22 protein-coding genes are annotated in these 24,559 nt (G+C 37.4%); 18 read left to right on the top strand and 4 right to left on the bottom strand.

Features of this window, described 5'->3' with window-relative positions; genetic code table 11:
* Positions 1–200: 200 nt before the first annotated feature.
* The gene (locus tag METBO_RS11285; protein WP_013645848.1) at positions 201–1,073 is read left to right on the top strand and encodes a CheR family methyltransferase; all 873 of its coding nucleotides are present in this window, start codon (positions 201–203) and stop codon (positions 1,071–1,073) included.
* A 48-nt stretch (positions 1,074–1,121) separates the two neighbouring features.
* On the opposite strand, the gene METBO_RS13140 is transcribed toward METBO_RS11285, so the two are convergent.
* Positions 1,122–4,355: a PAS domain S-box protein gene (locus METBO_RS13140; RefSeq protein WP_013645849.1), complete on the bottom strand. Its 3,234-nt coding sequence runs from the start codon at positions 4,353–4,355 to the stop codon at positions 1,122–1,124.
* A 539-nt stretch (positions 4,356–4,894) separates the two neighbouring features.
* Between METBO_RS13140 and METBO_RS11295 the strand changes: the two genes are divergently transcribed.
* From METBO_RS11295 to METBO_RS11360, 14 genes are all read left to right on the top strand, one after another.
* A complete protein-coding gene (locus METBO_RS11295) occupies positions 4,895–5,461 on the top strand; it encodes a flavodoxin family protein (protein ID WP_013645850.1) in 567 nt (188 codons plus the stop codon).
* Positions 5,462–5,485: 24 nt separating this feature from the next.
* Positions 5,486–6,244, top strand: coding sequence for a class I SAM-dependent DNA methyltransferase (locus tag METBO_RS11300; protein ID WP_013645851.1), 759 nt, complete (start codon positions 5,486–5,488; stop codon positions 6,242–6,244).
* Positions 6,241–6,576 (top strand): NifB/NifX family molybdenum-iron cluster-binding protein, encoded by a 336-nt coding sequence (locus tag METBO_RS11305; protein WP_013645852.1) that lies wholly within the window; start codon positions 6,241–6,243, stop codon positions 6,574–6,576. Before METBO_RS11300 ends, METBO_RS11305 begins: the two co-directional genes overlap by 4 nt.
* Positions 6,577–6,628: 52 nt before the next feature.
* Positions 6,629–7,084: a flavodoxin family protein gene (locus METBO_RS11310; RefSeq protein WP_013645853.1), complete on the top strand. Its 456-nt coding sequence runs from the start codon at positions 6,629–6,631 to the stop codon at positions 7,082–7,084.
* 274 nt (positions 7,085–7,358) lie between these two features.
* A complete protein-coding gene (locus tag METBO_RS11315) occupies positions 7,359–7,943 on the top strand; it encodes a 30S ribosomal protein S3ae (RefSeq protein WP_013645854.1) in 585 nt (194 codons plus the stop codon).
* A 15-nt stretch (positions 7,944–7,958) separates the two neighbouring features.
* On the top strand, positions 7,959–8,627 hold the full coding sequence (locus METBO_RS11320; protein ID WP_013645855.1) for a TIGR00297 family protein: 669 nt from the start codon (positions 7,959–7,961) through the stop codon (positions 8,625–8,627).
* A gap of 9 nt (positions 8,628–8,636) precedes the next feature.
* Positions 8,637–9,863, top strand: a complete 1,227-nt coding sequence (locus METBO_RS11325) for a 2,3-bisphosphoglycerate-independent phosphoglycerate mutase (RefSeq protein ID WP_048186463.1) — start codon at positions 8,637–8,639, stop codon at positions 9,861–9,863.
* A 15-nt stretch (positions 9,864–9,878) separates the two neighbouring features.
* Entirely contained in the window at positions 9,879–11,234 is a 1,356-nt protein-coding gene (gene glmM / locus METBO_RS11330; RefSeq protein WP_013645857.1) for a phosphoglucosamine mutase, read from the top strand.
* 191 nt (positions 11,235–11,425) lie between these two features.
* Positions 11,426–12,706, top strand: coding sequence for a bifunctional sugar-1-phosphate nucleotidylyltransferase/acetyltransferase (glmU, locus tag METBO_RS11335; RefSeq protein ID WP_013645858.1), 1,281 nt, complete (start codon positions 11,426–11,428; stop codon positions 12,704–12,706).
* Positions 12,707–12,752: 46 nt separating this feature from the next.
* Entirely contained in the window at positions 12,753–13,238 is a 486-nt protein-coding gene (locus METBO_RS11340; protein WP_013645859.1) for a gamma carbonic anhydrase family protein, read from the top strand.
* Positions 13,231–14,331, top strand: coding sequence for a histidinol-phosphate transaminase (gene hisC / locus METBO_RS11345; protein WP_013645860.1), 1,101 nt, complete (start codon positions 13,231–13,233; stop codon positions 14,329–14,331). The genes METBO_RS11340 and hisC overlap by 8 nt, the downstream gene beginning before the upstream one ends.
* An 8-nt stretch (positions 14,332–14,339) precedes the next feature.
* Positions 14,340–15,083 carry an anaerobic ribonucleoside-triphosphate reductase activating protein gene (locus METBO_RS11350; RefSeq protein WP_013645861.1) on the top strand — a complete coding sequence of 248 codons (744 nt, stop codon included), beginning with the start codon at positions 14,340–14,342 and terminating at the stop codon, positions 15,081–15,083.
* 32 nt (positions 15,084–15,115) lie between these two features.
* Positions 15,116–16,249, top strand: a complete 1,134-nt coding sequence (locus METBO_RS11355) for a tetratricopeptide repeat protein (RefSeq protein WP_083804512.1) — start codon at positions 15,116–15,118, stop codon at positions 16,247–16,249.
* Between the two features lie 78 nt (positions 16,250–16,327).
* Entirely contained in the window at positions 16,328–16,972 is a 645-nt protein-coding gene (locus tag METBO_RS11360; protein WP_013645863.1) for a hypothetical protein, read from the top strand.
* A gap of 18 nt (positions 16,973–16,990) precedes the next feature.
* On the opposite strand, the gene METBO_RS11365 is transcribed toward METBO_RS11360, so the two are convergent.
* Positions 16,991–18,136, bottom strand: a complete 1,146-nt coding sequence (locus tag METBO_RS11365; protein WP_013645864.1) for a hypothetical protein — start codon at positions 18,134–18,136, stop codon at positions 16,991–16,993.
* 121 nt (positions 18,137–18,257) lie between these two features.
* On the opposite strand from METBO_RS11365, the gene METBO_RS11370 reads away from it, so the two are divergent.
* Both METBO_RS11370 and lon read left to right on the top strand, forming a co-directional pair.
* Positions 18,258–18,599, top strand: coding sequence for an ArsR/SmtB family transcription factor (locus METBO_RS11370; RefSeq protein ID WP_013645865.1), 342 nt, complete (start codon positions 18,258–18,260; stop codon positions 18,597–18,599).
* A gap of 60 nt (positions 18,600–18,659) precedes the next feature.
* Positions 18,660–21,041 carry an endopeptidase La gene (lon, locus tag METBO_RS11375; protein ID WP_013645866.1) on the top strand — a complete coding sequence of 794 codons (2,382 nt, stop codon included), beginning with the start codon at positions 18,660–18,662 and terminating at the stop codon, positions 21,039–21,041.
* Between the two features lie 114 nt (positions 21,042–21,155).
* Here lon and METBO_RS11380 read toward each other — a convergent pair whose 3' ends face one another.
* Together METBO_RS11380 and METBO_RS11385 are read right to left on the bottom strand one after the other, a co-directional pair.
* Positions 21,156–21,701, bottom strand: coding sequence for a DUF1697 domain-containing protein (locus tag METBO_RS11380; protein WP_013645867.1), 546 nt, complete (start codon positions 21,699–21,701; stop codon positions 21,156–21,158).
* Between the two features lie 12 nt (positions 21,702–21,713).
* Positions 21,714–22,802: a winged helix DNA-binding domain-containing protein gene (locus tag METBO_RS11385; RefSeq protein WP_013645868.1), complete on the bottom strand. Its 1,089-nt coding sequence runs from the start codon at positions 22,800–22,802 to the stop codon at positions 21,714–21,716.
* Between the two features lie 165 nt (positions 22,803–22,967).
* On the opposite strand from METBO_RS11385, the gene METBO_RS11390 reads away from it, so the two are divergent.
* On the top strand, positions 22,968–24,539 hold the full coding sequence (locus tag METBO_RS11390; RefSeq protein WP_144017564.1) for an MFS transporter: 1,572 nt from the start codon (positions 22,968–22,970) through the stop codon (positions 24,537–24,539).
* Positions 24,540–24,559 lie beyond the last annotated feature (20 nt).

Below are 24,559 nucleotides of genomic sequence, written 5' to 3' on the forward strand. Positions count from 1 at the left end.
GCAAACTACTGAAATTCATTAACCCCCCAATATCAATATATTTTAAAATCAAAAGGCATATATCCATGTTATTATTAATCTGAAAATTTTAGTCGGGAAAAACAAAAACTTAAACCTAAAAAATTTTTTTATGAAAAAATCCACAAACCCTGACTTAAACTAAAAAAATCAGGTTTCTACAAAGTCAATTGTTGTTTAAAATGACCGTTCCAAAAGTTATAGCACACCAAGAAAAAACAGCCCAAATATTGAATAAAATATTTATCCTGATTCAAAACAAGACTGGGCACGATTTTTCAGCATACAAAAAAAGCACCATAAACAGAAGAATTCAAAAACGTATGAAAACTTGCCAAGTTGACGAAATATGCGATTATTTAGAATATCTTCATGAAAATCCCGATGAAATTCATCTGCTATATAATGAATTACTGATTAACGTTACTCAGTTCTTCAGAGATCCTGAAGCATACGAATCATTAAAATCTAAATTCTTTATAAACATATTAGAAGCAAAAGATGATGATGTTATTAGAATTTGGGTTCCAGGTTGTTCAAGCGGAGAAGAAGTTTATTCAATTGCAATCATGATTAGTGAACTGTTTGAAGAAATGAATCAAAATTTCAAGGTTCAAATTTTTGGAACAGATATAGATGAATCTGTCATACGAAAAGCTCGTTCAGGAAAATATAAAATATCTTCCAATATCCATTATGACAGACTCTGCAAATATTTCTACAAGAATGGTGATGAATATACTATAAAAAACGAAATTAGAGAAATGATGATATTCTCAACTCACAACGTCATCACAGACCCACCATTCACTAGATTAGACATGATATCTTGTAGAAACCTTTTAATTTACCTGGAATCATCTGCTCAACAACAAGTTATCTCCAACTTTGTTAATGCCCTCAACAAAGATGGGATTTTATTTTTAGGTCCTTCAGAAAATATTGGAAAATTTTTAGATACATTCAAAATTGAAGACAATAAATGGAACATATTTAGAGGCGCTAATTCTGGAAGAATGAGATTAAACCTAAAAACAAATTTTCTCACTCAATAATCCTTTTTTTAATTACAGCCATTGATTGATTAAAAATAAGTTGAAGATTCAGTAAAGACCATTGGAACTATTAACAATTTGATTATTAGAAATTGTGAAATAAAATGTGGAACCATTTCCTTCTTCTGATTCTACCCATATTTTTCCACCATGTCTTTCAACAATTCTTTTACATATTGCCAGCCCTATACCTGTTCCTTCATAGTCCTTCCTTGTGTGCAGTCTTTTGAAAATGCTAAAAATTTGTTCCTGATGGTTTTGGTTTATTCCTATTCCATTATCTGTTACACCAAAAATACATTCATCATCCAATTCCTGGGCAGAAACATGAATTTTTGGAGGTGTATCACCATGGAACTTTATGGCATTCGATATTAAGTTTTGGAAAAGCTGTCTGATCTGTGAAGGATCGCCATTAATGGTGGGTAAAGGATCATAAGTTATTGTGGCATTATTTTCTTCTATTGAAGATTTAAGATTGAATGAAACATCATCCAATGCAACTTCTACTAAAATTGGTTCAAATTTATGTACCTCAGTATTCAGTCTTGAAAATGCTAATAAGTCATCAATCAAATCTTTCATACGCTGAGCACCCTCAACAATGAAATCTATGTAATCATTAGCATCATCATCCAAGTGATTCTTGTACCTTCGTTCTAGTAGCTGTGTGAAACTTGCCACCATACGCAATGGTTCTTGTAAATCATGGGATGCCACATATGCAAATTGTTCCAATTCTTTGTTTGAGGTTTTTAATTTAGTCACCATTTCCATGAGACTGTTTTGTGCAAGAATCAAATCTTCATTTGAAGTCTTAAGTTCTTCAGTAGTGGCTTGTAGTTCCTCATTAGTAGCACTAAGCTCCTCAGTAAGCTGCTGTTCCTTTTCCAGCATCTTTTGTTTGCGCCATTCTTCCTGTTTTATTTGTGTTATATCATCAAAAATAACTACGGCAGAAATTATTTGATTTTCTAAATTGTATATTGGTGCAGCACTTCCAAGTATAGGTATGACTGTTCCATCGGGCTGTTCTAAAATCATTTCCTCATTACGGACCATTTGACCTTTTAAAGCTCTGCCTGTCGGTCCATCTCCAACGGAGTACTCTGATCCGTCTATCTTCTTTGCCTTGACTTTGGCTATTGCAGTTGATAAATCCATGCCAGTTATGTTGATACCGTATATATCCTTGGCTCTTTGGTTAATGTAGGAAATATTTCCATCTGCTTCAACTATGATTACAGCAGAAGGATTTGTTTCTAAAATGGTTTCTAAACGTTCATTTTCAATTTTGAGCTGTTTTTCTGCTTTTTTGCGTTTTGTTATATCTTTACCATATACCGTGATCCCCTCTGCAGAGGGATACACAGTAAATTCCTTGTAGCTATCTGTGTAGACTGTTTCCCAATCGAACAGTTTAATCTCTCTCTTATCCATTGCTTCACGAAAATTTGTTTCGAGCTCGGTCCCCACAACCTTATCCACAGCAGACCATATGTTTTTTCCTAACAGTTCAGAAGATTCATACCCCACATCGTTAGCAGCTGTTTCATTCACAAAAATAAAATTCCAATCACTGTCAATTGCATAGATATAATCACTGATACTTTCGATCATGTCTGAAATTCTTTGTTCACTCACCCGTAATGCCTTTTCAGCATTTTTACGTTCAGTAATATCACGAACAAATACTTCAGTCCCCTGTATTTGACCTTCATTATCATAAAGGAACTGTGAATTTAATGAGACATCAAAAGTTGTACCATCCTTTCTTAATGCAACACTCTCATAATCTTCTACATTACCTAATTTTTCCAAGTTTTCCAATAGATCATCCCTATCTAACTGATTTTTATACAAATTTTTTATATAGTTACCAATCATTTTGTTTGGGGAATCATAGTTGTACATGCTTGCTGCAGATGGGCTGACCATCGTGATAATTCCATTGCTATCAGCTTGAATATAAGCATCTTGGAGATTATCTAAAATGGTTCGATATTTTTCTTCACTATCTTTCAACAATTGCTCCATCTTTTTACGTTGTGTAATATCCCTATTCGTTTCAATAACGATTAATTTTCCTGAAAAATCCTTTATTAATTGTTGTCTACTTTCAACAACAATCAACCGGCCATCTCTGGTTGTGTGAATTAATTCTCCAGCCCAATTTCCATTTTTCTTGAGAATTTTGAGAAAATCTTTAAATTCTATTGGAAAATTAGTTTTAAGCAAATCATGACTTACATGGCCTATGGCTTCTTCATTGCTAAATCCGTAGAGTTTTTCAGCACCTACATTCCATGATATTATTCCATCATCATATTCCCATGAAAAAATGGCTTCATAAGACACATCTAATAATGCAGCTTGTCTCTTCAAATCTGCCTCATCCTTCTGGCGTTTGGTTATATCTGATATAAATGAATAATAAAATTCTGGATTTCCATCAGCCGCCATATTGATGTCTACAAAGAGTTCTATAGGCACCCTAGATCCATCCTTCCGGACATATTCCTTTTCATAGCGAACAGGTTGGCCTGTTCTATGAAGTTCATCCAACTTTTGACTTTCCTTCTCCCGCCACTCAACCGGAGTTAATGCGTCGGACCAATCAATGGTATTTAATTCTTGTTTTGTGTAACCTGTGAGTTCTTCAAAGGCATGGTTGAATAGTCCAAGTCTTCCATCAGGAAATCCAATAGCAAATGGTTGTGATGAATGCTCCAAAATATTTGCTAGAAATTCTTTCTCTTTTCTTGCTTCACGTAAAGAATTTTCTTTATCATAGGCAACAGCTTTTATTCTATTCCTATGATACAGCTCTGCTACGGCACTGATCAATATACCAAATGTCAAGAAAAGTATTAACCCTACTAAATCTGTTGTTGACGCTATTGATAATTGTCCCTGTGGAGGTAGAATCCAGATGTCTGCCACTGACAAAGAGGTAACTGTTGCCACTAGCCCTGGACCAAATCCCCATAACAATGAAACTATGATTACAGCAGGATAAAATAATATGTATGTAGGTAATCCTGGGCCAAATTGTGCTGTTAAAAAAGAATATATTCCAAAAGCTAAAATAATTAGTAAAACTGCCCCAATATATTGGAATATTAGATATAACCAGTAATTCTCTTGGAATGCATCGATAAAATGGTTGTGTGAAGTGACTTGGTCTGAACTTTCAGATGTTTCCAAATCTTTTTTTAGATATGCAGACTTCGAATTTTGTTCTTCTTTGATGATCCTTGCTTTATCTTCGTTATCTACCACAAATTAACCCCCCCAAAAAATGGTTTAAAATGAGATAAATAACATATGAAATATCTATTAATTAAATTTTATCAAACTCGGGTTAAGTTATCAATAACTATAATTCCAATTCATACCTAAATGATTCAGCTATCTACTTAAAATTCAAACTGCTTTAACTGGAATATATGATCTCCACTACTGTTGAAAAAAAACTGATTACTAATAATTTTCTAATCGATCCAACACCCTGGTATTATACGAGTGCATAATTTTACAGTCTTTTGTTGGTAATTTAGCTCTTAAAATTAGTTTTAAGTGTATGATTTCGACATTATAATGTTTTGAACTTAGAATTGATTCAAATCTCCCTAATTCATGTCATTATCAGAATTATTAATATTGTGAGGATGTGATTTTTCCATGAAATAAGTTAAAAAATATTGAACCACACTAAAATTTATTAATTTTTAAAACCAATCAATAATAATCCAAAATTTGGATTATTTTACTAATAATATTATTGAACACAAATAAAATATCTTTAAAGAGGTTACACCATGGAAAAAGTACTTTTTGTATGTGCAAGTCCACGTAAAAATGGAAACACATCACAAGTGATTTCTAAATGCGCAGAAGTAGTGGAAAAAAATGGATTAGAAACCGAAGTTGTGTACTTGAGGGGAAAACACATAGAATCCTGCAGGGCCTGCGGTAAATGTGCTAAAATCCACAAATGCAAGATAGATGATGGTTTGAATGAGATCATTGAGAAAATTAAGGAATCTAAAGGGTTTATAGTGGCCACACCTGTATACTTCGGTACTGCAAGGGGAGATCTAATGGCAGCACTGCAGAGAATTGGTTACGTTTCTATGAACAACGGCAACTTCCTATCCTGGAAAGTGGGAGGACCAATAGCAGTAGCCAGACGCGGAGGGCAAACATCAACACTTCAAGAGCTTCTAATGTTCTACTTGATAAACGATATGATTGTGCCTGGTTCAACCTACTGGAACATGGTGTTCGGAAGGGAAAAGGGAGAAGCACTGGAAGATGCTGAGGGCATCCGTACAATTGAAAGATTTGGTGAAAATGTTGCCACATTAATTAATAAGATCGTTTGAAGTAACTTAATTCAGGGATTATAAATGACAGAAGAACAACTTTACAAGAACTTCGCAAGGTACTACGACAAGATCTACAAGGGAATGGATTACGAAGGAGAAGTAGAATTTATTAAATGGGCCGTCCACAAACACCAACCCAGTTCAACCAATCTTCTAATGGATGTTGCATGTGGAACAGGAACACATGCACAGAAGTTAACAGATAACTTCAAGATCACAGGCGTTGATTTAAGCTCCCAAATGCTTGAAATTGCCAGAGAAAAGGTTCCAAATGTCAATTTCATACAGGGAGATATGAAGAACCTAAACATCGGATCCAAGTTCGATGTTATCACCTGTATCTTCTCTGCAATCCACTACAACAGAAATTTAAAGGAGCTCGGGGACACCATCCAAAATTTTTATGAACATCTAAATCCTAGAGGAATATTAATATTTGATCTGAGTCTAAACAAAAACAACTGGATAGAAGGTTTAGTTAGTGTCGACACTGTTGTGGAGGAAGACCTTAAAATAGCCAGAATTTGTCAGTCCAAGCTGAAAGATGGAATATTCAATGCAAACTTCGTATTTCTTGTGAAAGATGATGGAGAGTTTGATTTTGACATTGATCAACATGAACTGGGTGTCTTTGAAGTGGAAGAGGTAATAAATTTGATGGAAAACAAAAAATTTGAAACGTTTGTCTATGCAGGTTTCAAATCTGAGGAATGGACAGAAAACAGTGTTGAACGTCCAGTTTTTGTTGGAGTCAAAAATCTTAGGGGTGTTAGTTTATGAGAGTTGCAGTGGCTGTTTCTGACGATGAAAAATTCACAGAACATTTCGGAAGGGCGCAAAAATTTCTTATCTATGAATTTGATGGGGATAAAGTTGAATTAATAGACCGAAGAGAGTCAAAAAAGGTTCCTGGAGAGAAACATCAATGGAGCAAATCTCTTAATATTGTAGAGGATTCTGATGTTGTAATATGCCATCAGATTGGAATGACTGCAAAGCCCGGGCTTAAAAGTGAAGGAAAAAAAGTTGTTGAAGATGAAGGGCCTGTTGAAGAAGTTTTAAATAGATTTGTAGAACATGAGAAGTTCCTTAGAAAACCCCTCAATTTCTAATATTTTTTTGTAAATACTAGTTTTGAGTTTTAAATATAATTAGGTGTGAAATATGAAAGTTTTAATAATTTACAATTCAGTTCATCGTGGAAATACCGAAAAAATAGCCAGAGCAATGGCAGATTCAATAGATGCAGACATTTTAAGTTACAGCGAAGTGGATGGATACAACGTACTAGACTACGATCTTGTCGGATTTGGATCCGGAATTTACTATGGTAAACCAGGGAAGGATTTTGTTGAATTCATAGATAGTTTGCCCATAGTAAAGAATAAAAAGGCATTTGTATTCACAACCAGTGGAAAAGGTGATTCTAATTACTCTGAAAAACTTGCAGCTAAAGTTTCAGAGAATGGATTTAAAATAGTGGGAGAATTTTCCTGCAAAGCCTTCGATGCATGGGGTCCTTTAAAATTGGTTGGAGGAATAAATAAGGGCAGGCCAAATTCTGATGATCTGAAATCTGCTCACAATTTTATTTGCCAACTTGTTGGGGAGGAAGGTTAAGGAAATTTTTGAGTTTTTGTTACATTGCAACTCATGTAGGAAAAACCTATATACCATGAAGTTAAACTTTATTTAACCTCGGTGTGAATTTTAATCTTAACTTGTTTTTAATTGTTTACATGATCAGGTACTGGATCCTTAACAATCTTTATAAACCATGAATGTGATTTATAATAAATGGTTCTTATCCAGATTAACTAGATTATGATTTTTTAGAATTGTATCAAGAACATGAGGTTTTTATTGATAAATTTTTACAGGTAAAAGTGATATTATGGCTAAAGCGAGACGTAGAAGAGTAAGAGATACTTGGAAGGAAAAACAGTGGTACACAATAATGACTCCTAAGGATTTTGGAGATCAGGAAATTGGTACAACCCCTGCAAGGGAACCAGAACAGTTAATGAAAAGGAGAGTTGAATCCTCCCTCCGTGAACTAACTGGAGACTTCAGTAAACAGTATATCAAACTTTTCTTCGAAATAAATGAAGTTGCAGGTGACACAGCAACCACCAGCTTTGTTGGACACCAAGTAACAACAGACTACGTTAGAAGTATGATTAGAAGAGGTACAAGCCGAATTGATTCAATCGTGAACGTAACATCCCAAGACGGTGTTAAGCTTAAGGTTCACGTGCTTGCAATAACAATTAAAAGGGCTAAATCCTCCCAGCAGAAGTTCATCAGAGAAACCATGGAAAAGATGGTTCAAAACGCAGCAAAGGACAAAAAATTCCAGGAACTCATCGAAGATATCCTCGGCGGAAAAATGGCATCCCACATATACCATGAATCCAAAAAAATATACCCCCTTAAACGTGTTGAAACCATCAAAACTCGTGTAATTGTGGAAAAATAATAATGCGGGAAATATATGATTAATCCTCTGGAATATGTGGTCCTTATAGTAGTTCTAGGTCTTGTTGTCTACTTGAAAAAGGCGCTAGATCTATTTGGATCCATTTTCATGATAGTCATGGGTATAATAATTATTTTTAGTGCCGGTGCAAACTGGCTAATGTTAATTTTCCTTTTTCTAATTCTAGGGCTCCTTGCCACCAAGTACAAACATGAGTACAAAAAGAAAATTGGAGTTTACGAAGGGACAAGAACTCTTAAAAATGTTATTTCTAACGGAATTGTCGCCTTTGTAATGGCTGCCTTTGGAAATTATGGTGGATTTATAGGATCTATAGCTACTGCAACTGCAGATACCCTTGCAAGTGAAGTGGGCGTGGTTAAACAACCAAGGCTCATCACAACACTGAAGAAGGTGCCTCCTGGAACAGATGGGGGAATTTCATTAGTTGGAACAGCTGCTGGAATTATCGGTGCAGGGATAATAGGAGTGGCTGCATATTTACTTGGAATATACCCTGACCCATTCGTAACTCTGAAAATATCCTTAGTTGCAGGAACAGTTGGATGTTTTGTTGACAGCATTCTTGGTGCTGTTCTTGAAAGAAGAGATTACATATCCAATGAGTACGTTAATCTCATAGCAACCATAACAGGAGCCGCAATAGGAATCTTAATGGTTTAGGTGATATAAATGAAAGGAATCATAATGATCATTGATGGTATGGGAGACCGTCCCATAAAGGAACTTGGAGATAAAACACCTCTTGAAGCCGCAAAAACACCTAACATGGACAAAATGGTTGAAAGAGGAATATGTGGAATTATGGACCCAATTAGGCCCGGTATAAGGGCGGGTAGTGACACTTCACACATATCGATTCTTGGATACGACCCTTATGAAGTTTACACAGGAAGGGGCCCGTTTGAAGCTGCCGGTGTAGGGTTGAAGGTTCTTCCAGGAGACATAGCATTCAGATGCAACTTCTCAACTGCAGATTCCGATGGAATCATAACTGACAGAAGAGCTGGAAGAATAAGGGAAGGTACTGAAGAAATTGCAGCAGCCATAAATGGAATGGTAATTGCTGACGACGTTGAAGTTATCTTCAAAGAATCCACAGGTCACAGGGCAGTTCTAGTTTTAAGGGGAGAAGGCTTATCTGATCAGATTTCAGATGCAGATCCTAAACACGAAGGCAAACCTCCTAAAAAGGTTGTGCCCCTTGATGATACCAAGGAAGCAGCAAGAACTGCAGATATCTTGAACATGATAGTTTCCAAATCCTACGATGTTTTGAAGGATCTTCCTATAAACCTTGAAAGGATTGAAGCTGGTGAAAATCCTGCCAACATAATCATCCCAAGGGGTGCTGGTGCAGTACCATATGTAGAACCCTTCGGAGACAAATATGGTTTAAAACCAGTTTGTATAGCTGAAACTGGATTGATCAAGGGAATAGGTAACATCACTGGCATGGACCTTATTGATATCGAAGGTGCCACTGGAGGTATTGATACCAACCTTGAAAATATTGAAAGGGGAATTCTCGATACAGCAGCCCTTGATTACGATTTTTTATTGATAAATGTTGATGGTGCAGACGAAGCCGGACACGATGGACAGTTGGATGAGAAAATCAAATTCATTGAAAAAGTGGATGATATGCTGGCCAGATTAATGGAAATAGAAGATGCTTACTTCATTTTGACTGCAGATCATTCAACCCCTATTTCCACCATGGATCATACTGGAGATCCAGTTCCCATCCTCATAAACGGCCCAGAAGTTAAGGTAGATGATGTGAAAATATTCAGTGAGAGGGCTGCTGCAAAGGGAGGTCTTTGCAGAATTCAGGGATGTAATGTGATGGACATACTAATGGACCTCATGAACAAATCAACAAAATTCGGAGCCTGATGGAGCATTCAAACCATGTCATTAGAAATTCCTAAATTATTTGGAACATCCGGAATAAGGGGAAAGGTCGGTGAAGATATCAGCCTCGAACTCGCATTAGATGTTGGAAGAGCAATAGCATCTTACATAGGTGGTGAAGGCGGTAAAATTGTGCTTGGATACGATTCCAGGACATCAAATATCATGATGGAAAATGCAATTACTGCAGGAATCCTTGAATGTGGTTGCAACGTTGTGAAACTCGGAATGGCACCAACACCCCTTGTGGGTTATGCAACCATCAAGTTAAATGCAGATGCGGGGGTGATGATTACTGCATCACACAATCCACCGGAGTACAATGGAATAAAGTTATGGAACCCCGATGGAATGGCCTACAGACAGGAACAAGAAAGAACCATCGAGGAGATTGTGCACAAAAAAATTTTCAAAACTGTTTCGTGGCAAGATATTGGGTTGATTGAAGAGAATGAAGATGTTGTAAACGATTATATTGACGATATTCTGAAGCAAATCACGATCAAACCCGGTACCAAGGTTGTTGTGGACTGTGCAAATGGTGCAGCATCCTATTTATCCCCATTAATACTTAGAAAGGCAGGCTGTGATGTTGTATCAATAAATTCCCATCCTGATGGATTTTTCCCAGGCAGGATGCCTGAACCTTCACAAAAAAATCTTCAAGAACTCATGAAGGTTGTGAAAGCTACAGGGGCTGAAATTGGAATAGCACACGATGGTGATGCAGATCGAATGATAGCCATAGATGAAAAGGGAAATATGGCTGATTTTGACAAACTTTTAGCTATAGTATCTCGTGAAATAGGTGGTGTGGTTGTTACAACAGTTGATGCATCCCTATGTACCGATAAATGTATGGAAGAAGTTAATGGAACAGTTATAAGAACTAAGGTTGGTGATGTGCACGTTGCAGAATCCATTGTTGATGCTTCTGCGAGTTTTGGAGGAGAACCTTCAGGTACATGGATACATCCCAACTTCTGCATGTGTCCCGATGGAATTCTTTCAGCACTCAGGGTGATAGAACTGGTTCAACACAATGGATCACTTTCCAAACAGCTGAGTTCGGTGCCAAGTTTTCCAACCATAAGGGACAAGATCATCTGTGAAGATTACCAAAAAGAGATCATCATGTTGAAGGTTCAAGATGAACTTCACAATCTATTTGATGATGTGGTTGATGTAAATCGAATAGACGGTGTCAGAATTTCAATGGTTGATGGAAGCTGGGTACTTATTAGACCGTCGGGTACAGAATCCTATGTAAGGATCACTCTTGAGGCAACCAGTGATGAGAAGGCCTGTATGATCAGGGATCAATGTGCAGAATTCATAGAAGACATCATATAAATTAATATTTTTTTTCTTTTTCAACTAAATTTTTTTTTATCTCAGAAAATTTTTCTGTTCTGACTCTTAGTAAAAACAGCATATTATAAGATTTATTATAGAGTTCAACAAAATAATTATACACCTTAGATAATATACTTTAATACTTAAGATTTATTCTTTTAAAGGATTTTCAATGGGGTTTATAAGTTATGAACGCGATCATACTCACTGCGGGTGAAGGAACAAGAATGAGGCCACTTACCATTACAAAGCCTAAAACAATGCTTCAAATTGGTGGAAAACCTATTTTACAGTACAATATTGAGTCGCTGCGTGATGCAGGTGTGGATGAAATAACCCTGGTGGTTGGATATCATGAAGAAGTGATAAAGGACCATTTTAAAGATGGTAAAGATATTGGTGTTAAAATCAGCTACGTTACCCAGGAAGACCGGCTTGGAACAGCACATGCAATAGGTTCTGCAAGAAAACATGTTCATGGACAATTTATAACCCTCAATGGAGATATTATTGTTGATCCCGCATTGATAACCGAACTTATTGATGGTTACAGGGAAGAAAATGCCAGATCCATGTTGGTGCTTACAGAAGTTGAGGATCCATCATCCTTCGGGGTTGTAGAATTAGATGGAAACAGGATAATCAGAATTGTTGAAAAACCAAAAAAAGAAGAGGCTCCAAGCAACCTGATCAATGCAGGAATATACCTCTTCGATGATCAAATCTTCGATGCAATCGATCAAACACCAAAGTCTGAAAGGGGAGAGTACGAAATCACAGATTCACTCCAGCTTCAGATGAATGAAGATGAAAATGTGGTTGGACTTCGATCAACCAACAGATGGATAGATATTGGAAGACCATGGGAACTTCTAGATGTTAATGAACACTTTCTGAAGGATCTTGAAACAGATATACAGGGAGAAGTTGAAGAAGGCGTAACAATACATGGCCAAGTATTTATAGGTAAAAACAGTGTTGTAAGGTCGGGTTGTTACATCATGGGGCCTGTGTACATAGGGGAAAATTGTGATATAGGTCCCAACAGCTTCATGAGAAAGTACACCAGCGTAGGCAACAACGTGAGCGTTGGAAATGCTGTGGAGCTGAAAAATTCCATAATCATGGACAACACAAATGTAAACCACCTAAGTTACGTTGGAGACTCTATAATAGGGTCAAACTGCAACATAGCTGCAGGTACCAACATAGCAAATCTCAGATTTGACGATGGAAATGTTATGATCGTTGTGAAAAACGAAAAGATCGATTCCGGCCGGAGAAAAATGGGTGTAGTATTCGGAGATGGTGTGAAAACTGGTATAAACAGTAGTTTCAATCCCGGTGTTAAGGTAGGAGTGAATTCCAGAATAGGTGCCGGGGTAATTCTAAGCAAAGACCTGGAATCAAACAAACTGTTAATTGCTGTTCAGGAACATCAAATAATTGAAAATAATAAATCCAAATAAAATAAACACAAAAATCAGCTGTAACTAACAAAATTAAGGAAATGAGATGAAAATGGGATCTAAAAAGTATACATCATTTGAGGGATCAGTAGTTAATGGAAATGTTTCCATAGATGAAAAATCATCAGTATGGTACAATGCAGTGATAAGGGGAGATATAGAGCCCATTAAAATTGGAAAATGTTCCAATGTTCAGGACAACTGTGTCCTGCACTCGTCTAAGGGTTATCCACTCACAATTGGTAACAAAGTTTCAGTGGGACATGCTGCTGTGCTCCATGGATGTGACATAGAAGACAACTGTTTGATTGGAATGAATGCAACAGTGTTAAATGGAGCCTTAATTCGGAAAAACAGCATTGTTGGAGCTGGAGCATTGGTAACTGAAAACCATGAATTTCCTGAAAACAGCCTTATACTCGGAGTTCCAGCAAAGGCCGTAAGAACACTCAAAAACGAAGAAATTGAAAACATAACAAACAACGCCATCAGATACTCTAAAATGGCTCTTAAAAGTGATTTAAATGATTAAAATTAATAAAGTAGTTAAAGAACTTGATCCATACGTTCCAGGCAGATCAGTGGACGACATTGCAAAAACCTATGGTTTAGAACCTGAAAATATAATTAAACTGGGCAGTAATGAGAACCCAATGGGACCTTCACCAAAGGCTGTTGAAGCCTTAAAAAAAAATCTTAAACTCATCCACCAGTATCCAGAATCAAATTTGGAAACTCTTAAAGGAGAAATTGCTGAGTACTCCCAAGTATCTCCATCAAATGTTATTATTGGAGGTGATGGGGCCGACGAAATAATAGATGTTCTTGGAAAGACCTTCACCGAACCCGGAGATGAATTCATAGTCCCAATTCCAGGTTACATGTACTACGAATTCATGCTTAAAATTCAGGGTGCTGTGCCTGTATACGCCAAATGGGATGTTCCAAGCAACACTTTAGATGTTAATTCTGTTTTAGATACCATAACCCCTAAAACCAAGTTAATTTTCCTGTGCACACCAAACAACCCTACAGGGGGTTTGATTCCAAGGCCGGATCTAATTAAAATAATTGAAAATACCGATGCACTGGTTGTGGTTGACGAAGCCTATATAGAATTTTCAGACCACAGAAATGTAGATCTTCTGGAAAAATATGAGAACGTATTCATACTCAGAACCTTTTCAAAGGTGCTTGGACTTGCAGGGATGAGAATTGGCTACGGCCTCTCCAACCCCACTGTCATAGAATACATGCACCGTGTAAAACCAGTTTTCAGCCTCACCAAACTTTCTGAAGTGGCTGCAAGCGCCACATTAAACGACGAAGAATACATCAAAAAATCAACAGAACTTAGTTTAAAAAGCAGAGAACTGTTGTACACTGAAATGTCTAAATTTAATGAATTAACTGTTTACGAATCAGCATCCAACTACATCCTGGTGGATGTGAGAAAAACAGGATTCACAGCCAAGGAACTCACCCAAAAACTCATGGAAAAAGGCGTTATTGTAAGGGACTGCACTTCGTTTAAGGGAATTGATGAGTACTGGATACGTGTCAGTGTAGGAACCATGGAAGAGGATGAAAGGTTCATAAAAATTTTGGGAAAACTAATTAATTAAGGTTTAACATGAGTAAAAAAGGATCCTGTAGCAGCTCCATAGAAATCGGGGGCATGGTAATATCTTCCATTGAGTTTTCAGGTAAAATGGCATTGGTAATCTTCACAGCTAAATGCATGTTAAGATGTCCGTACTGCCATAATTCTGAAATCATAGAAGGTGGAGATGTATATCAGTTGGAAGAAATATTCCAGAAAATTGAAGAATCCATTGATTTCATAGATAGTGTTGTGATAAGTGGTGGAGAGCCATTAATGCAGGATACGCAAGTGTTTGAAATTTTAAAGCATGCAAAATCCCTTGAACTATCAACTAAAATGGATACAAACGGATATTACCCAGAAAAACTTCAAAAAATGATTAAACTAATTGATTATGTTGCTCTAGATATTAAAGCGCCCTTCAATAAATATGAACAGATCATAGGTGAAGCCATTGGATCACAGGTCAGATCCAGCATGGAAATTTGCAGCGAAGATCCTGATACCTTTCTTGAGTGCAGAACAACCTACGTACCTGCACTCATGGAACCTGAGGATGTTGTTGAAATTGCAAAATCAATCCAATGTGACATCTACACCTTGCAACAGTTCAATAGTAAAACTGTGCTTGATGAAAGATTAAAAGAAGCTGTTATGCCTTTGAGGGATGATGTAAAGAAAATTGCAGAATCATTGAAGCCCTACCTGGATAATATTCGTATCAAAACCTACGAGTTTGGAGAAGAAATAATATCTAGTTCAGACAATTAAGTAATAATAATAAATTAAAGAAGGTGTCTTATATACCAATTTTACTCTTTGGAAGCCGTCATGTTGAACTTATAACGGGTCAGAAAACAGCAACTATACGGAAACTATGGAAAAAACCATTAATTCCCGGTGACAGGCTGCACTGCTACTGGAACCTTGTGTCAAAGGAAAGAAAAAAACTTTTCGAGGCTGTGGTAACTGATGTTGAAGTAGTTAAATTTGGAGATCTTATTAAAAATGATTCCCTGGCTAAAGAAGAAGGATATTCAACAGCAAAGGAACTTGAAACAGATTTCAGGAAGATATACCCCGAAGATACAGAAGATTCGTCACTGTTTCAAGTTATAAGATTCAGGAAACTTCCCATCGAGGAATGGGAGGGTAAAAAGATCGATGAAAAATCCCTCATAACAAAAAGGGCAGACATACTCTTTGATGTGGGTAAATACAACAAATCCGTGGCCTGTTATTCTGCGGCCCTCAAATTTGATCCGGACGATGTTTATCTTTTAAATAAAAAGGGGGACAATTTATCAAGACTTGGAAGGTTCAAAGAAGCTGTGGACTGCTACAACAAGGCAATTGAACTAGATTCCAACAACGAGTATCTTTACAACAACAAGGCCATCGCACTTTTAAATTCAAATCAACCCCAGAAGGCTTTAAAATGCAATGACAAAGCCATGAAGATCAATGATTCCAACGAGATAATACTTTACTGGAGGGGTTTTATCTTGGAAATGTTGGGGGAACTGGACTCAGCACTGAAATGTTACAACAAAATACTCGTTATTAACCCAGAAGATCCTGATGTTTGGAATGCCAAAGGCAACATACTATCAGAATTAGAAAGAACTGAAGAAGCTCTGGACTGTTATGATAAGGCCCTTGAACTCTGTCTTGATCTATCACCGGATGCTGCAATGTGGAACAGGAAAGGCAATGCACTCATGGAACTTGGAAGGTATGCTGAAGCCTTGAAATGTTACAACGAAGCCATTAAACACGACAATGGAAACGATGCATTCATCTGTAACAAGGGAGTTGCATTACTCGAACTCAATCGTTACGAGAAGGCCATTGAATGTTTCAGAAGAGCACTGGTTATAAATCCATCCAACGAAGATGCAAAAATACTCAAGGATGAATGTCTTGAAAATCTTTGATACAAAAGGGTTTAACTTTATTTATCTGAAAATTTAACATGTAACTGTAGAATTTCTTTAAATGGTAGAGGGGTTAATGTGAGGGACCGATTACAGGACTTTATAAACTGGTTTTTTGATCAAAGTTTAAGAAACAAAATTGGAATCATCATAGCAGCAGCTGTGGTAATTATATTAATAGCCCTCCTAGTTTTCAATCTTGTTTATGGAGATGCACCACTAACTGGAAATGCACTCAGCCAGTACGAAGCCTCATGTATCTCAGTTGGATATCAAGAGCTCAGTACCAACATTGGAAAGTACACTGGCCAACATGTAAAATTTAGTGGAAAAGTAGTTTCCATAAACACCAACAACGGGAAAACACAAATAGTGATGTCTGTAACCCCAGTTAACGGTGGTTGGTCAACTTCTGATCTTATATTTGTAAGCTACAATGCCCAAACTCAGTTTAAGGCCGGAGACATTGTAACAGTTTATGGAGATGTGGTCGGAACTTACAACTACGTTTCAATTTCCAATGGACAGCTTATAATACCTAAGATAACTGCCAGGTATATGGAAGCAACACCCATAGCCGTACCTACAGTTGTGAGTGTTCCATTCACAAGCCCGTCAAACAACCAAACCAACAGCTCCACCCCAGATAATTCAGCAAACATCACCCCAATAAATTCAACTCCAGCTCCAACTAGTTCAAATACTAACAACCTGCCAACTTAATTTCTATTCATTCTTTTACTAAATTATTAAAAATCCATCGGGATACATGGCGGTTGCAAGCATTACAGTGTTAATGTCCCTGTGTTCTTTCCAGTTCATGGAGTACTGATTTTTAGGATCTAACCAAAATTCATCGATGTATCGGACCATATATCGATAGTTTTGAAGCTGTTTTAATTGCTTGAGATGGGTGGATATGAAAATTTCTGGATTGTTTTCTATGCATCTTTCCATTAGATCTAGTCCCTTAAAACCTATTGAAAGGCCAAGTTCACGAAATGCTAATCTATGTTCTGGATTTAAGGCTAGTTGACCAGTTTCTTTGTATGATTTGATGCCCAAGAGTGCTGAGTTCAGAAGATTTTCCAATATTTCCGGTCTTTTTATGGATCCATAAACCATTAACTGGGTTGTTCTAGTTGCATCCGTCAGAAGTCCTCCGATACCAAGTGGATCGTTGGTTTTAAGATCCATTTTCTTGCATATGGTACTGATTTCATTGATTTCCCTTTCATATCTCTGACCATCAAACATGGACGATATGGTTTCTGTTTCTTTGTAGGTTACATAACCGTCCATGGGATCTTGCTGCCCCATGGAACTTACCAGTGGTCGTTTTAGATCAACACTCATCTTCCAGTAGAGTCTCGATGGAATGTTTGGGGCAGGAGAGTATGTGAAAGCATCATGCGCTGTTTTAAGTAATTCTCCAGCCCATTGAAGATATTTTGTATCACCAGATACTTTGGCTGTGATGTTGAGTGCATGTATCCATTTGGTTATGTAGTGGTAGTATTGGCCATCCATTTCCCACTCGAGAATTTCATCATATTCTTGGTTTTGCTCTCTTTCATCCATTTTTTTCCCTATTCTCAGTCCACCTATGGTTGGATGTTTTTCACCTGTTTTTTTGTCTAGTCCGCTTATCCATCCAGATTTATCTCTCAACTTACCCAGCACTTGATGAACTTGGTTAATGAGTTTTGTTCCAAGATCAAGATAATGGGTGTCTCCTGTTAAGTTGTATAGTCCCATGTAGTTACAGACTGCAAAGGCATCTGTCCATAGATATCTCACAGGTGATGAAAATTCTGGATCTAACCCTGTGTTAACTGCAAAATTAGTCATTAAATCAGTAATTCTGGTTAGTTTTGTTGTTTCCATTTTAAACACAAGCTCTGTTATTTTGGAAATTGTTGCTGTTTATTACTATGGTGTTTGAAATGAATATTTCTTTTGTAAAAACAGAAAGGTATATAAGTATATAAGTATATACTTATGTAACATGATGCTAAGAATTGAACCTGATGACGAAGATCGATCAGAGGAATTGGAAGAATTATTTAAAGCTCTGGGAAATGTCAACAGGTTGATTCTTATTTACTGCTTGGCATCAACGGAAAAAAAAAGCTTCAGCGTCACTGAAATGGCAGAGATGATGGGCTTAACCCAGCCAGCAGCATCACAACACTTGAAAATACTCAAAACTGTAAACATACTACATTCCAATAAACAAGGAAATTATATTTACTACACATTCAATAAAAACGCCCTCGTTGAACACAAAGAAAAAATTGACTCCCTTTTTTGTTGTGTTTTCAACAAATGCGAACACAACGAAGAATGAATTAATTTTAATTGCATAAAAATTTACCTAAATCCTAAAAAATCCTCCAAAAGTGATACCATGAACGATATAAATGTTAATAAAAAATTGTCAGTACTAGTCATATCAGACAAGGTCTTGATACAGGGCACCAAGATGACCCTCAAGATCGGTAAAAAAGTAGGTGGTGAACTCTACCAAAAAGTTGCCAATGATGATTTTCAAGCCATAGCTGTGGCAGTTAAAGAAGATAATTTAGAGGGACTTTATTCAGAGTCTGATCTCTACAGCATCGGAACCCTGATCCGAATAGAAAATATCAAACCATTGAAAGATTTCTACCAAATAATGGTCCAAGTAGAAGAAAGGGTAGAAATAGAAGATGTAATTCCTGATGGTCCAGGATTTAAAGCAACCTACAGAGTTGTACCAGACATCGTTGATCTCGATGAAGAAACTCAACAGGAAATTGTTGAACACATCAAGGATCTAGTATCTGAAATGAGTCAAAACTTTAAAGGCTCACAGACCTACGTAGAACAGATAAACAAGTTAAATGACTTAGGCCAGATCATGGGATACGTCTACCCATACCTCAGGATTTCAATAGAAGAACAGCAAGAACTCCTTGAAATCAGATCTCTCAAGGATAAAAGTTTAAAATTTATAGACATCCTTATAGAACAGAAAGAATCCATCAACTTCCAAATGGAACTAGCTGCCAAATTCAACAATGAAATGAACAGAACCCACAGGGAAAACATGTTGAAAGAACAGTTAAAAGCTATTCAGGAAGAACTGAACGACTCCCAAGGTGGAAGTGGCAAAAAAGATTACAGAGAACTGATTGAAGAATCTGAAATGCCGGAAGAAGTCAAGGAAACAGCATTTGAAGAAGTTGACAAATTAGACAGACAAGGACCACACAGTTCAGAAGAAAACATCATCAGAAGCTACCTAGATCTCCTAACAACCCTTCCATGGGGAAAAAGTGAAATAAAAGATGTGGATATTGAAGCAGCTAGAAAATTGCTCAATGAACAGCATTATGGACTTGAAAAGGTCAAAGATCGTATAATCCAGCACCTGACTGTGATGAAACTAAAACAAAACAAACAGGGATCCATACTTCTCCTTGTGGGCCCACCAGGAACTGGAAAAACCAGTTTAGGTAAAAGCATAGCAGAAGTTTTAGGAAGGGAATATGTGAGAATAAGTCTTGGAGGAGTTAAAGACGAAGCAGAAATAAGGGGCCACAGAAGAACCTACTTAGGAGCCCTTCCAGGAAGAATCATACAGGGAATGAAAAGAGCCGGAACAACCAACCCAGTATTTATTCTGGACGAAGTTGATAAGCTCATGGCAGCCTACAATGGTGACCCTGCAAGTGCACTCCTAGAGGTGCTTGATCCTGAACAAAACGACAGCTTCTCAGACCACTACCTCGAGGTACCCTACGACCTTTCAGATGTGTTCTTCATTGCAACAGCCAACTCCTTCAGAGATATTCCAGGACCGCTCAGAGACCGTATGGAAACCATAGAAATAGGCAGTTACACCAGCCACGAAAAATTCAACATAGCCAAACAACACCTCATACCAGAAGTACTTGAAGATCATGGAATCGACTCTGAACAGCTTCAAATAGAGGATGAAGCACTTAAAACCATTATAGAAAAGTACACAAGAGAAGCAGGTGTTAGGGGAATAAAAAGACAGCTTTCGGCAGTTGCAAGGGTTGTATCTGAAAAGATCGTTCTTGGAAATGTTGAACTACCATATGTTGTAAAATCAGACATGCTTTACGACATACTTGGACACGAACTCACCCAGTACAACAGAGCAGGTAAAAACAACCCTCCAGGAGTTGTTACCGGACTAGCATGGACTCCAGTAGGTGGAGATATACTGTTCATTGAAGGTGCCTTCATGCCGGGAACAGGTAAATTAACACTCACAGGACAGTTAGGAGATGTCATGAAGGAATCAGCTAAAATATCCCAGACATTGATTCGTTCAAGACTGGCCTTCAACATGAAAAATGCTGAGTTCGATAAAAAGGACCTTCACATACATGTACCTTCAGGAGCAATACCTAAAGATGGTCCATCTGCAGGTGTAGCTCTCTTGAGTACCATAGCATCACTAGTAACAGGTCACGAAGTCGATCCTAAACTGGCAATGACCGGTGAAATATCCTTGAGGGGAGCCGTACTTCCAGTTGGAGGAATCAAAGAAAAGGTACTTGCAGCCCACCGTGCAGGAATAAACCGTATAATCCTGCCTAAAGAGAATGTGAAAGACCTTGACGATGTTCCAGAAGATGTTAAAACTGAGATAACTTTCATACCAGTGGAAACTGTTGAAGATGTTATCAAAGAAACCATAGGAATTGAACTTCCAAAACCTATGATCATGGGCATTACCAACGACGACCATGTTCCTGGCGGAGCTGGAATCTAAAAAAAAACCTAAAAGAGAAATTTCTCCATAACTGGAGAATTATTTCTCTATTTTATTTTATTTTTACTCAAACATCCCTAAAAGGATTCTTTTTAAATAATAACTATATTTTTTTTATAAGCTCTCTGCTATTTCTAATAATTTATTAACTGTTTTCCAGTTCCTTGTTGTGGCATTTAATCCCAATTTCTTCTCAAAGAAGTTGTTGTTCAATTTAGTTCTGCCGTAACCCTCGGGCAAATATAGATAGATCTCTTTAGAAAGCAACTTAAATTCTTCAGTACTCTTAATTCCATTAATATTCTCCATATCTATTGAACGAACCCTATCTCCCCCAGGTATTGCTGAAAGAAATGTCACATGTAAATATTCCACTTCTTTATTCCCAAATGGACATGATTGAACCACGGTTTTAAGTTCTTCCATGGTCCTTATTACGATTTCCACATGGTAATTGTAGGTTTCAAATATTTTTTGTGCTATTCTTTGGCCCAGTTCATCTGGATCATCGATGTTTGATTTAAAAATTACATTACCACTTTGAATGTAGGTTTTAACTGGTTTAAAACCCAGGAATGTATAGATATCCCTCAAATCTGCCATTTTAATTCTTTTACTTCCTACGTTAATTCCCCTTACCATGGATATGTATGTAGTCATGAAGTTACACCCTTAAAAATTGGTTTCAATACCTGTACAAGTTTTGTCAATGAAATTTGAGTAACACATTATCTCAGAAACTAATGCTTTATTCTCAGATTCACTCAGGGGCCTGAAATAGTTTAATTTAAAGTCTACGTTATTTTTAGTGATCTTGCGCTTCCATGTTCCTGTAACTTTGCCGCTGACTAGAATTACCTGATTGAATCTGCCATACTTTGGTTTTAAAAGTTGTTTAACTTTTCCATCAATGGATGCTCCACGATCCTGGTACGCCAGTAAATAATCATCGTACTGTGGTAGAATTTTAATATTTGGCCAAGTTTGAAGTTGCCCTTCATGAGTTATGGAGCTAATTTTTGACCAGTAAGTTTTATCTCCCATTTCAAACCTGTTTAGTTCGGATTTTACAGATTTTAATCCTGTTTTTGCATCTTTAACTGTTAATCCTGACCACCAAACAAAATCTTTAAGGGTTGCAGGACCATGTGAATGGAAATATCGTTTGGAAATTTCCATCAATGCCTCCTCATTTGTGAGTTGTGGTGATGGAAGATCTTCCGATGAATGGTAGATTGGATCGTTTTTAATTGAAATTCCCTGGTGAATTAAACCTTCCAACGAAGCCCTTTGCAGTATGAATGTAAATCTCTGTCCCTCTGTTGAAATTTTATTTTCAATAAGAATTTCCCTTAACTTGGACCTTTGAATTCCATTTGTGCCTGAAAGCGCTTCTTGAAGGATCTTTCCAGTTGTTTTCAGAGTTTTTTCATCTAATTCCAGTTCTCGATATCTTCGGGAACTTCTTCTTATCAAACGTGGCCCTATTAAGTTGAGCAGCCATTTCAAATCTTGGGAGTTAACTATATGTAATGTTCCCCTGTTAGCCCATGTTCTAACTATTTTTTTGGATTTAAGTGCATTTTCAACATATTTATCTGTTTTATTTCTTAATCTCAGCCCTATTGACCATTTAGCACCATCATATTCCTGTGCTTGTACAGCCACAAGCCAAGACACAAGTTTGGCAGGGGATCTGATCCTACCCGATCCTACGTGTTGACTTTCTAACCTTTCAATTGCTATTTCATTTGGTTCCATAATTTTTTACCTTGAAAATGTTGGATTAACAGACTAGTTTCATTTATGGTGCAGAAACTACTAATTTTTTTCTTCGTGGGGATTGATGGCCCTTAGGAAAACTAATTAAATGTTGTAATCTAAAACTAAAAATAATTAGTCCAATTTTATAATTTTTATTGTTGGGTGATCCATTTGCAAGCGAAAAATCGGGACAAACCTGAAAAACTAGTTTTAGCCACTCTCATATTGGTTGCGGGTGTTGCGAATTTGAATCTTTCTGTTGCAAACGTTGCACTCCCCTCAATTGGTTTTGCATTTGATGCGTCTCAATTTCAATTAAATCTCGTTGCTGTTGGTTATTCTCTGGGTCTTGCTGCCTCTGTACTCTGGTTCGGTGCTATTGGTGATCATTACGGACGGAAAACCATGCTTATCGCAGGAACATTGCTTGCAATACCTGCTTCATTACTTGCAGGATTGGCACCGAATATTGATGTTCTTATTGTGGCACGTATCATAGGTGGTTTAGCTGCAGGTATGGCATTTCCAACTACCCTTGCATTGATAGCTGTTCTATGGTCTGGTAATGACAGGACAAAATCCATTGCCCTATGGTCCGGCATAGGTGCAGCCATTGCTGCTCTCGGACCAGTAATATCAGGTTATCTCCTTTTATCCTTCAACTGGAGTTCTGTGTTTTTAATTACGTTACCATTAGCATTCTTGGCATTGTTAATGGCAATAAAATATGTTCCAGCACATATAAATGAAACCCCAGATTCTGTAGACAATGTAGGGGGACTTTTATCCCTTTTAATGATCGGAACACTTATAATGGCCATAAACTTCGCACCGGTACCTAATCAAGGAATTTTCGTACTGGAATTACTGGTCTTTGCTGTTGTGGCCCTTATACTATTTATTTACAGACAAAAACATGCCAAGAGTCCATTGTACGACTTGAAAGTTGCAAGACGCCAGATATTTTGGGTGGCAGCAACTGCAGGGATCATTGTATTTGGTTCCCTCATGGGTGCCATGTACATTGGACAGCAATTTCTCCAGAATATACTGAACTACTCCACCTTTAATTCTGGCCTAACTATTTTACCTGCTGTGGTGTGCATGGTGCTGGTGGCTCCAGTTTCTGCTAGGCTCGTAAGCTCCAGAGGTTCCAGATTCACCCTGCTTTTAGGTTACATTTTTTGTTTATTCGGATTTTTAACCATGCTCCTTCTTTGGAAGGAGGGCATTCCCTACTGGAAGGTGGGGCTTGCATATGCATTCATTGGTGTAGGAGTTGGATTTGCAGGCACCCCTGCATCACATTCACTCACTGGATCCGTTCCTCTGAAGCGTGAGGGAATGGCATCAGGGACTGCGGATCTTCAGCGAGATTTTGGAGGGGCAATCATGACCTCAATCTTCGGCGCTCTTTTAACTGCGGGCTATGCAAAGTCCTTCAGTACAAAAATTTCTGGACTTCCAAGTTCGGAACAAAGTCAAATTTCGAACAATATCATCTCCGAGCTTCTTAAATCATTTGACAGTGCATCAAATGTTGCTCTGCAGTATCCGCAGTACTCGTCAAATATAATAAGTGCTGCGAAATTCTCTTTCTTAGCTGGAGATCATTGGGCTTATTTGGCAGGAATACTGGCAATTTTCATTGGCGGGATTCTCATATACTTCAAATTCCCAAATAATGAAGATGAAAAAACATTGCTTGAAAGCTACGAAGCTGAAGATAAATAGGCTAAAAATATTTAATTTAA

It is taken from the genome of Methanobacterium lacus (assembly GCF_000191585.1).
GTDB lineage: Archaea > Methanobacteriota > Methanobacteria > Methanobacteriales > Methanobacteriaceae > Methanobacterium_B > Methanobacterium_B lacus.

Excerpts from the sequence above, each read along its gene's own strand:
- METBO_RS11315 (WP_013645854.1), top strand. The coding sequence starts at position 7,359 with ATGGCTAAAGCGAGACGTAGAAGAGTAAGAGATACTTGGAAGGAAAAA.
- METBO_RS11350 (WP_013645861.1), top strand. The coding sequence starts at position 14,340 with ATGAGTAAAAAAGGATCCTGTAGCAGCTCCATAGAAATCGGGGGCATG.
- glmU (WP_013645858.1), top strand. The coding sequence starts at position 11,426 with ATGAACGCGATCATACTCACTGCGGGTGAAGGAACAAGAATGAGGCCA.
- METBO_RS11295 (WP_013645850.1), top strand. The coding sequence starts at position 4,895 with ATGGAAAAAGTACTTTTTGTATGTGCAAGTCCACGTAAAAATGGAAAC.
- METBO_RS11285 (WP_013645848.1), top strand. The coding sequence starts at position 201 with ATGACCGTTCCAAAAGTTATAGCACACCAAGAAAAAACAGCCCAAATA.
- METBO_RS11385 (WP_013645868.1), bottom strand. The coding sequence starts at position 22,802 with ATGGAACCAAATGAAATAGCAATTGAAAGGTTAGAAAGTCAACACGTA.
- METBO_RS11370 (WP_013645865.1), top strand. The coding sequence starts at position 18,258 with ATGATGCTAAGAATTGAACCTGATGACGAAGATCGATCAGAGGAATTG.
- METBO_RS11365 (WP_013645864.1), bottom strand. The coding sequence starts at position 18,136 with ATGGAAACAACAAAACTAACCAGAATTACTGATTTAATGACTAATTTT.
- hisC (WP_013645860.1), top strand. The coding sequence starts at position 13,231 with ATGATTAAAATTAATAAAGTAGTTAAAGAACTTGATCCATACGTTCCA.
- glmM (WP_013645857.1), top strand. The coding sequence starts at position 9,879 with ATGTCATTAGAAATTCCTAAATTATTTGGAACATCCGGAATAAGGGGA.
- METBO_RS11300 (WP_013645851.1), top strand. The coding sequence starts at position 5,486 with ATGACAGAAGAACAACTTTACAAGAACTTCGCAAGGTACTACGACAAG.
- METBO_RS11340 (WP_013645859.1), top strand. The coding sequence starts at position 12,753 with ATGAAAATGGGATCTAAAAAGTATACATCATTTGAGGGATCAGTAGTT.
- METBO_RS11305 (WP_013645852.1), top strand. The coding sequence starts at position 6,241 with ATGAGAGTTGCAGTGGCTGTTTCTGACGATGAAAAATTCACAGAACAT.
- lon (WP_013645866.1), top strand. The coding sequence starts at position 18,660 with ATGAACGATATAAATGTTAATAAAAAATTGTCAGTACTAGTCATATCA.
- METBO_RS11320 (WP_013645855.1), top strand. The coding sequence starts at position 7,959 with ATGATTAATCCTCTGGAATATGTGGTCCTTATAGTAGTTCTAGGTCTT.
- METBO_RS11310 (WP_013645853.1), top strand. The coding sequence starts at position 6,629 with ATGAAAGTTTTAATAATTTACAATTCAGTTCATCGTGGAAATACCGAA.
- METBO_RS11325 (WP_048186463.1), top strand. The coding sequence starts at position 8,637 with ATGAAAGGAATCATAATGATCATTGATGGTATGGGAGACCGTCCCATA.
- METBO_RS11380 (WP_013645867.1), bottom strand. The coding sequence starts at position 21,701 with ATGACTACATACATATCCATGGTAAGGGGAATTAACGTAGGAAGTAAA.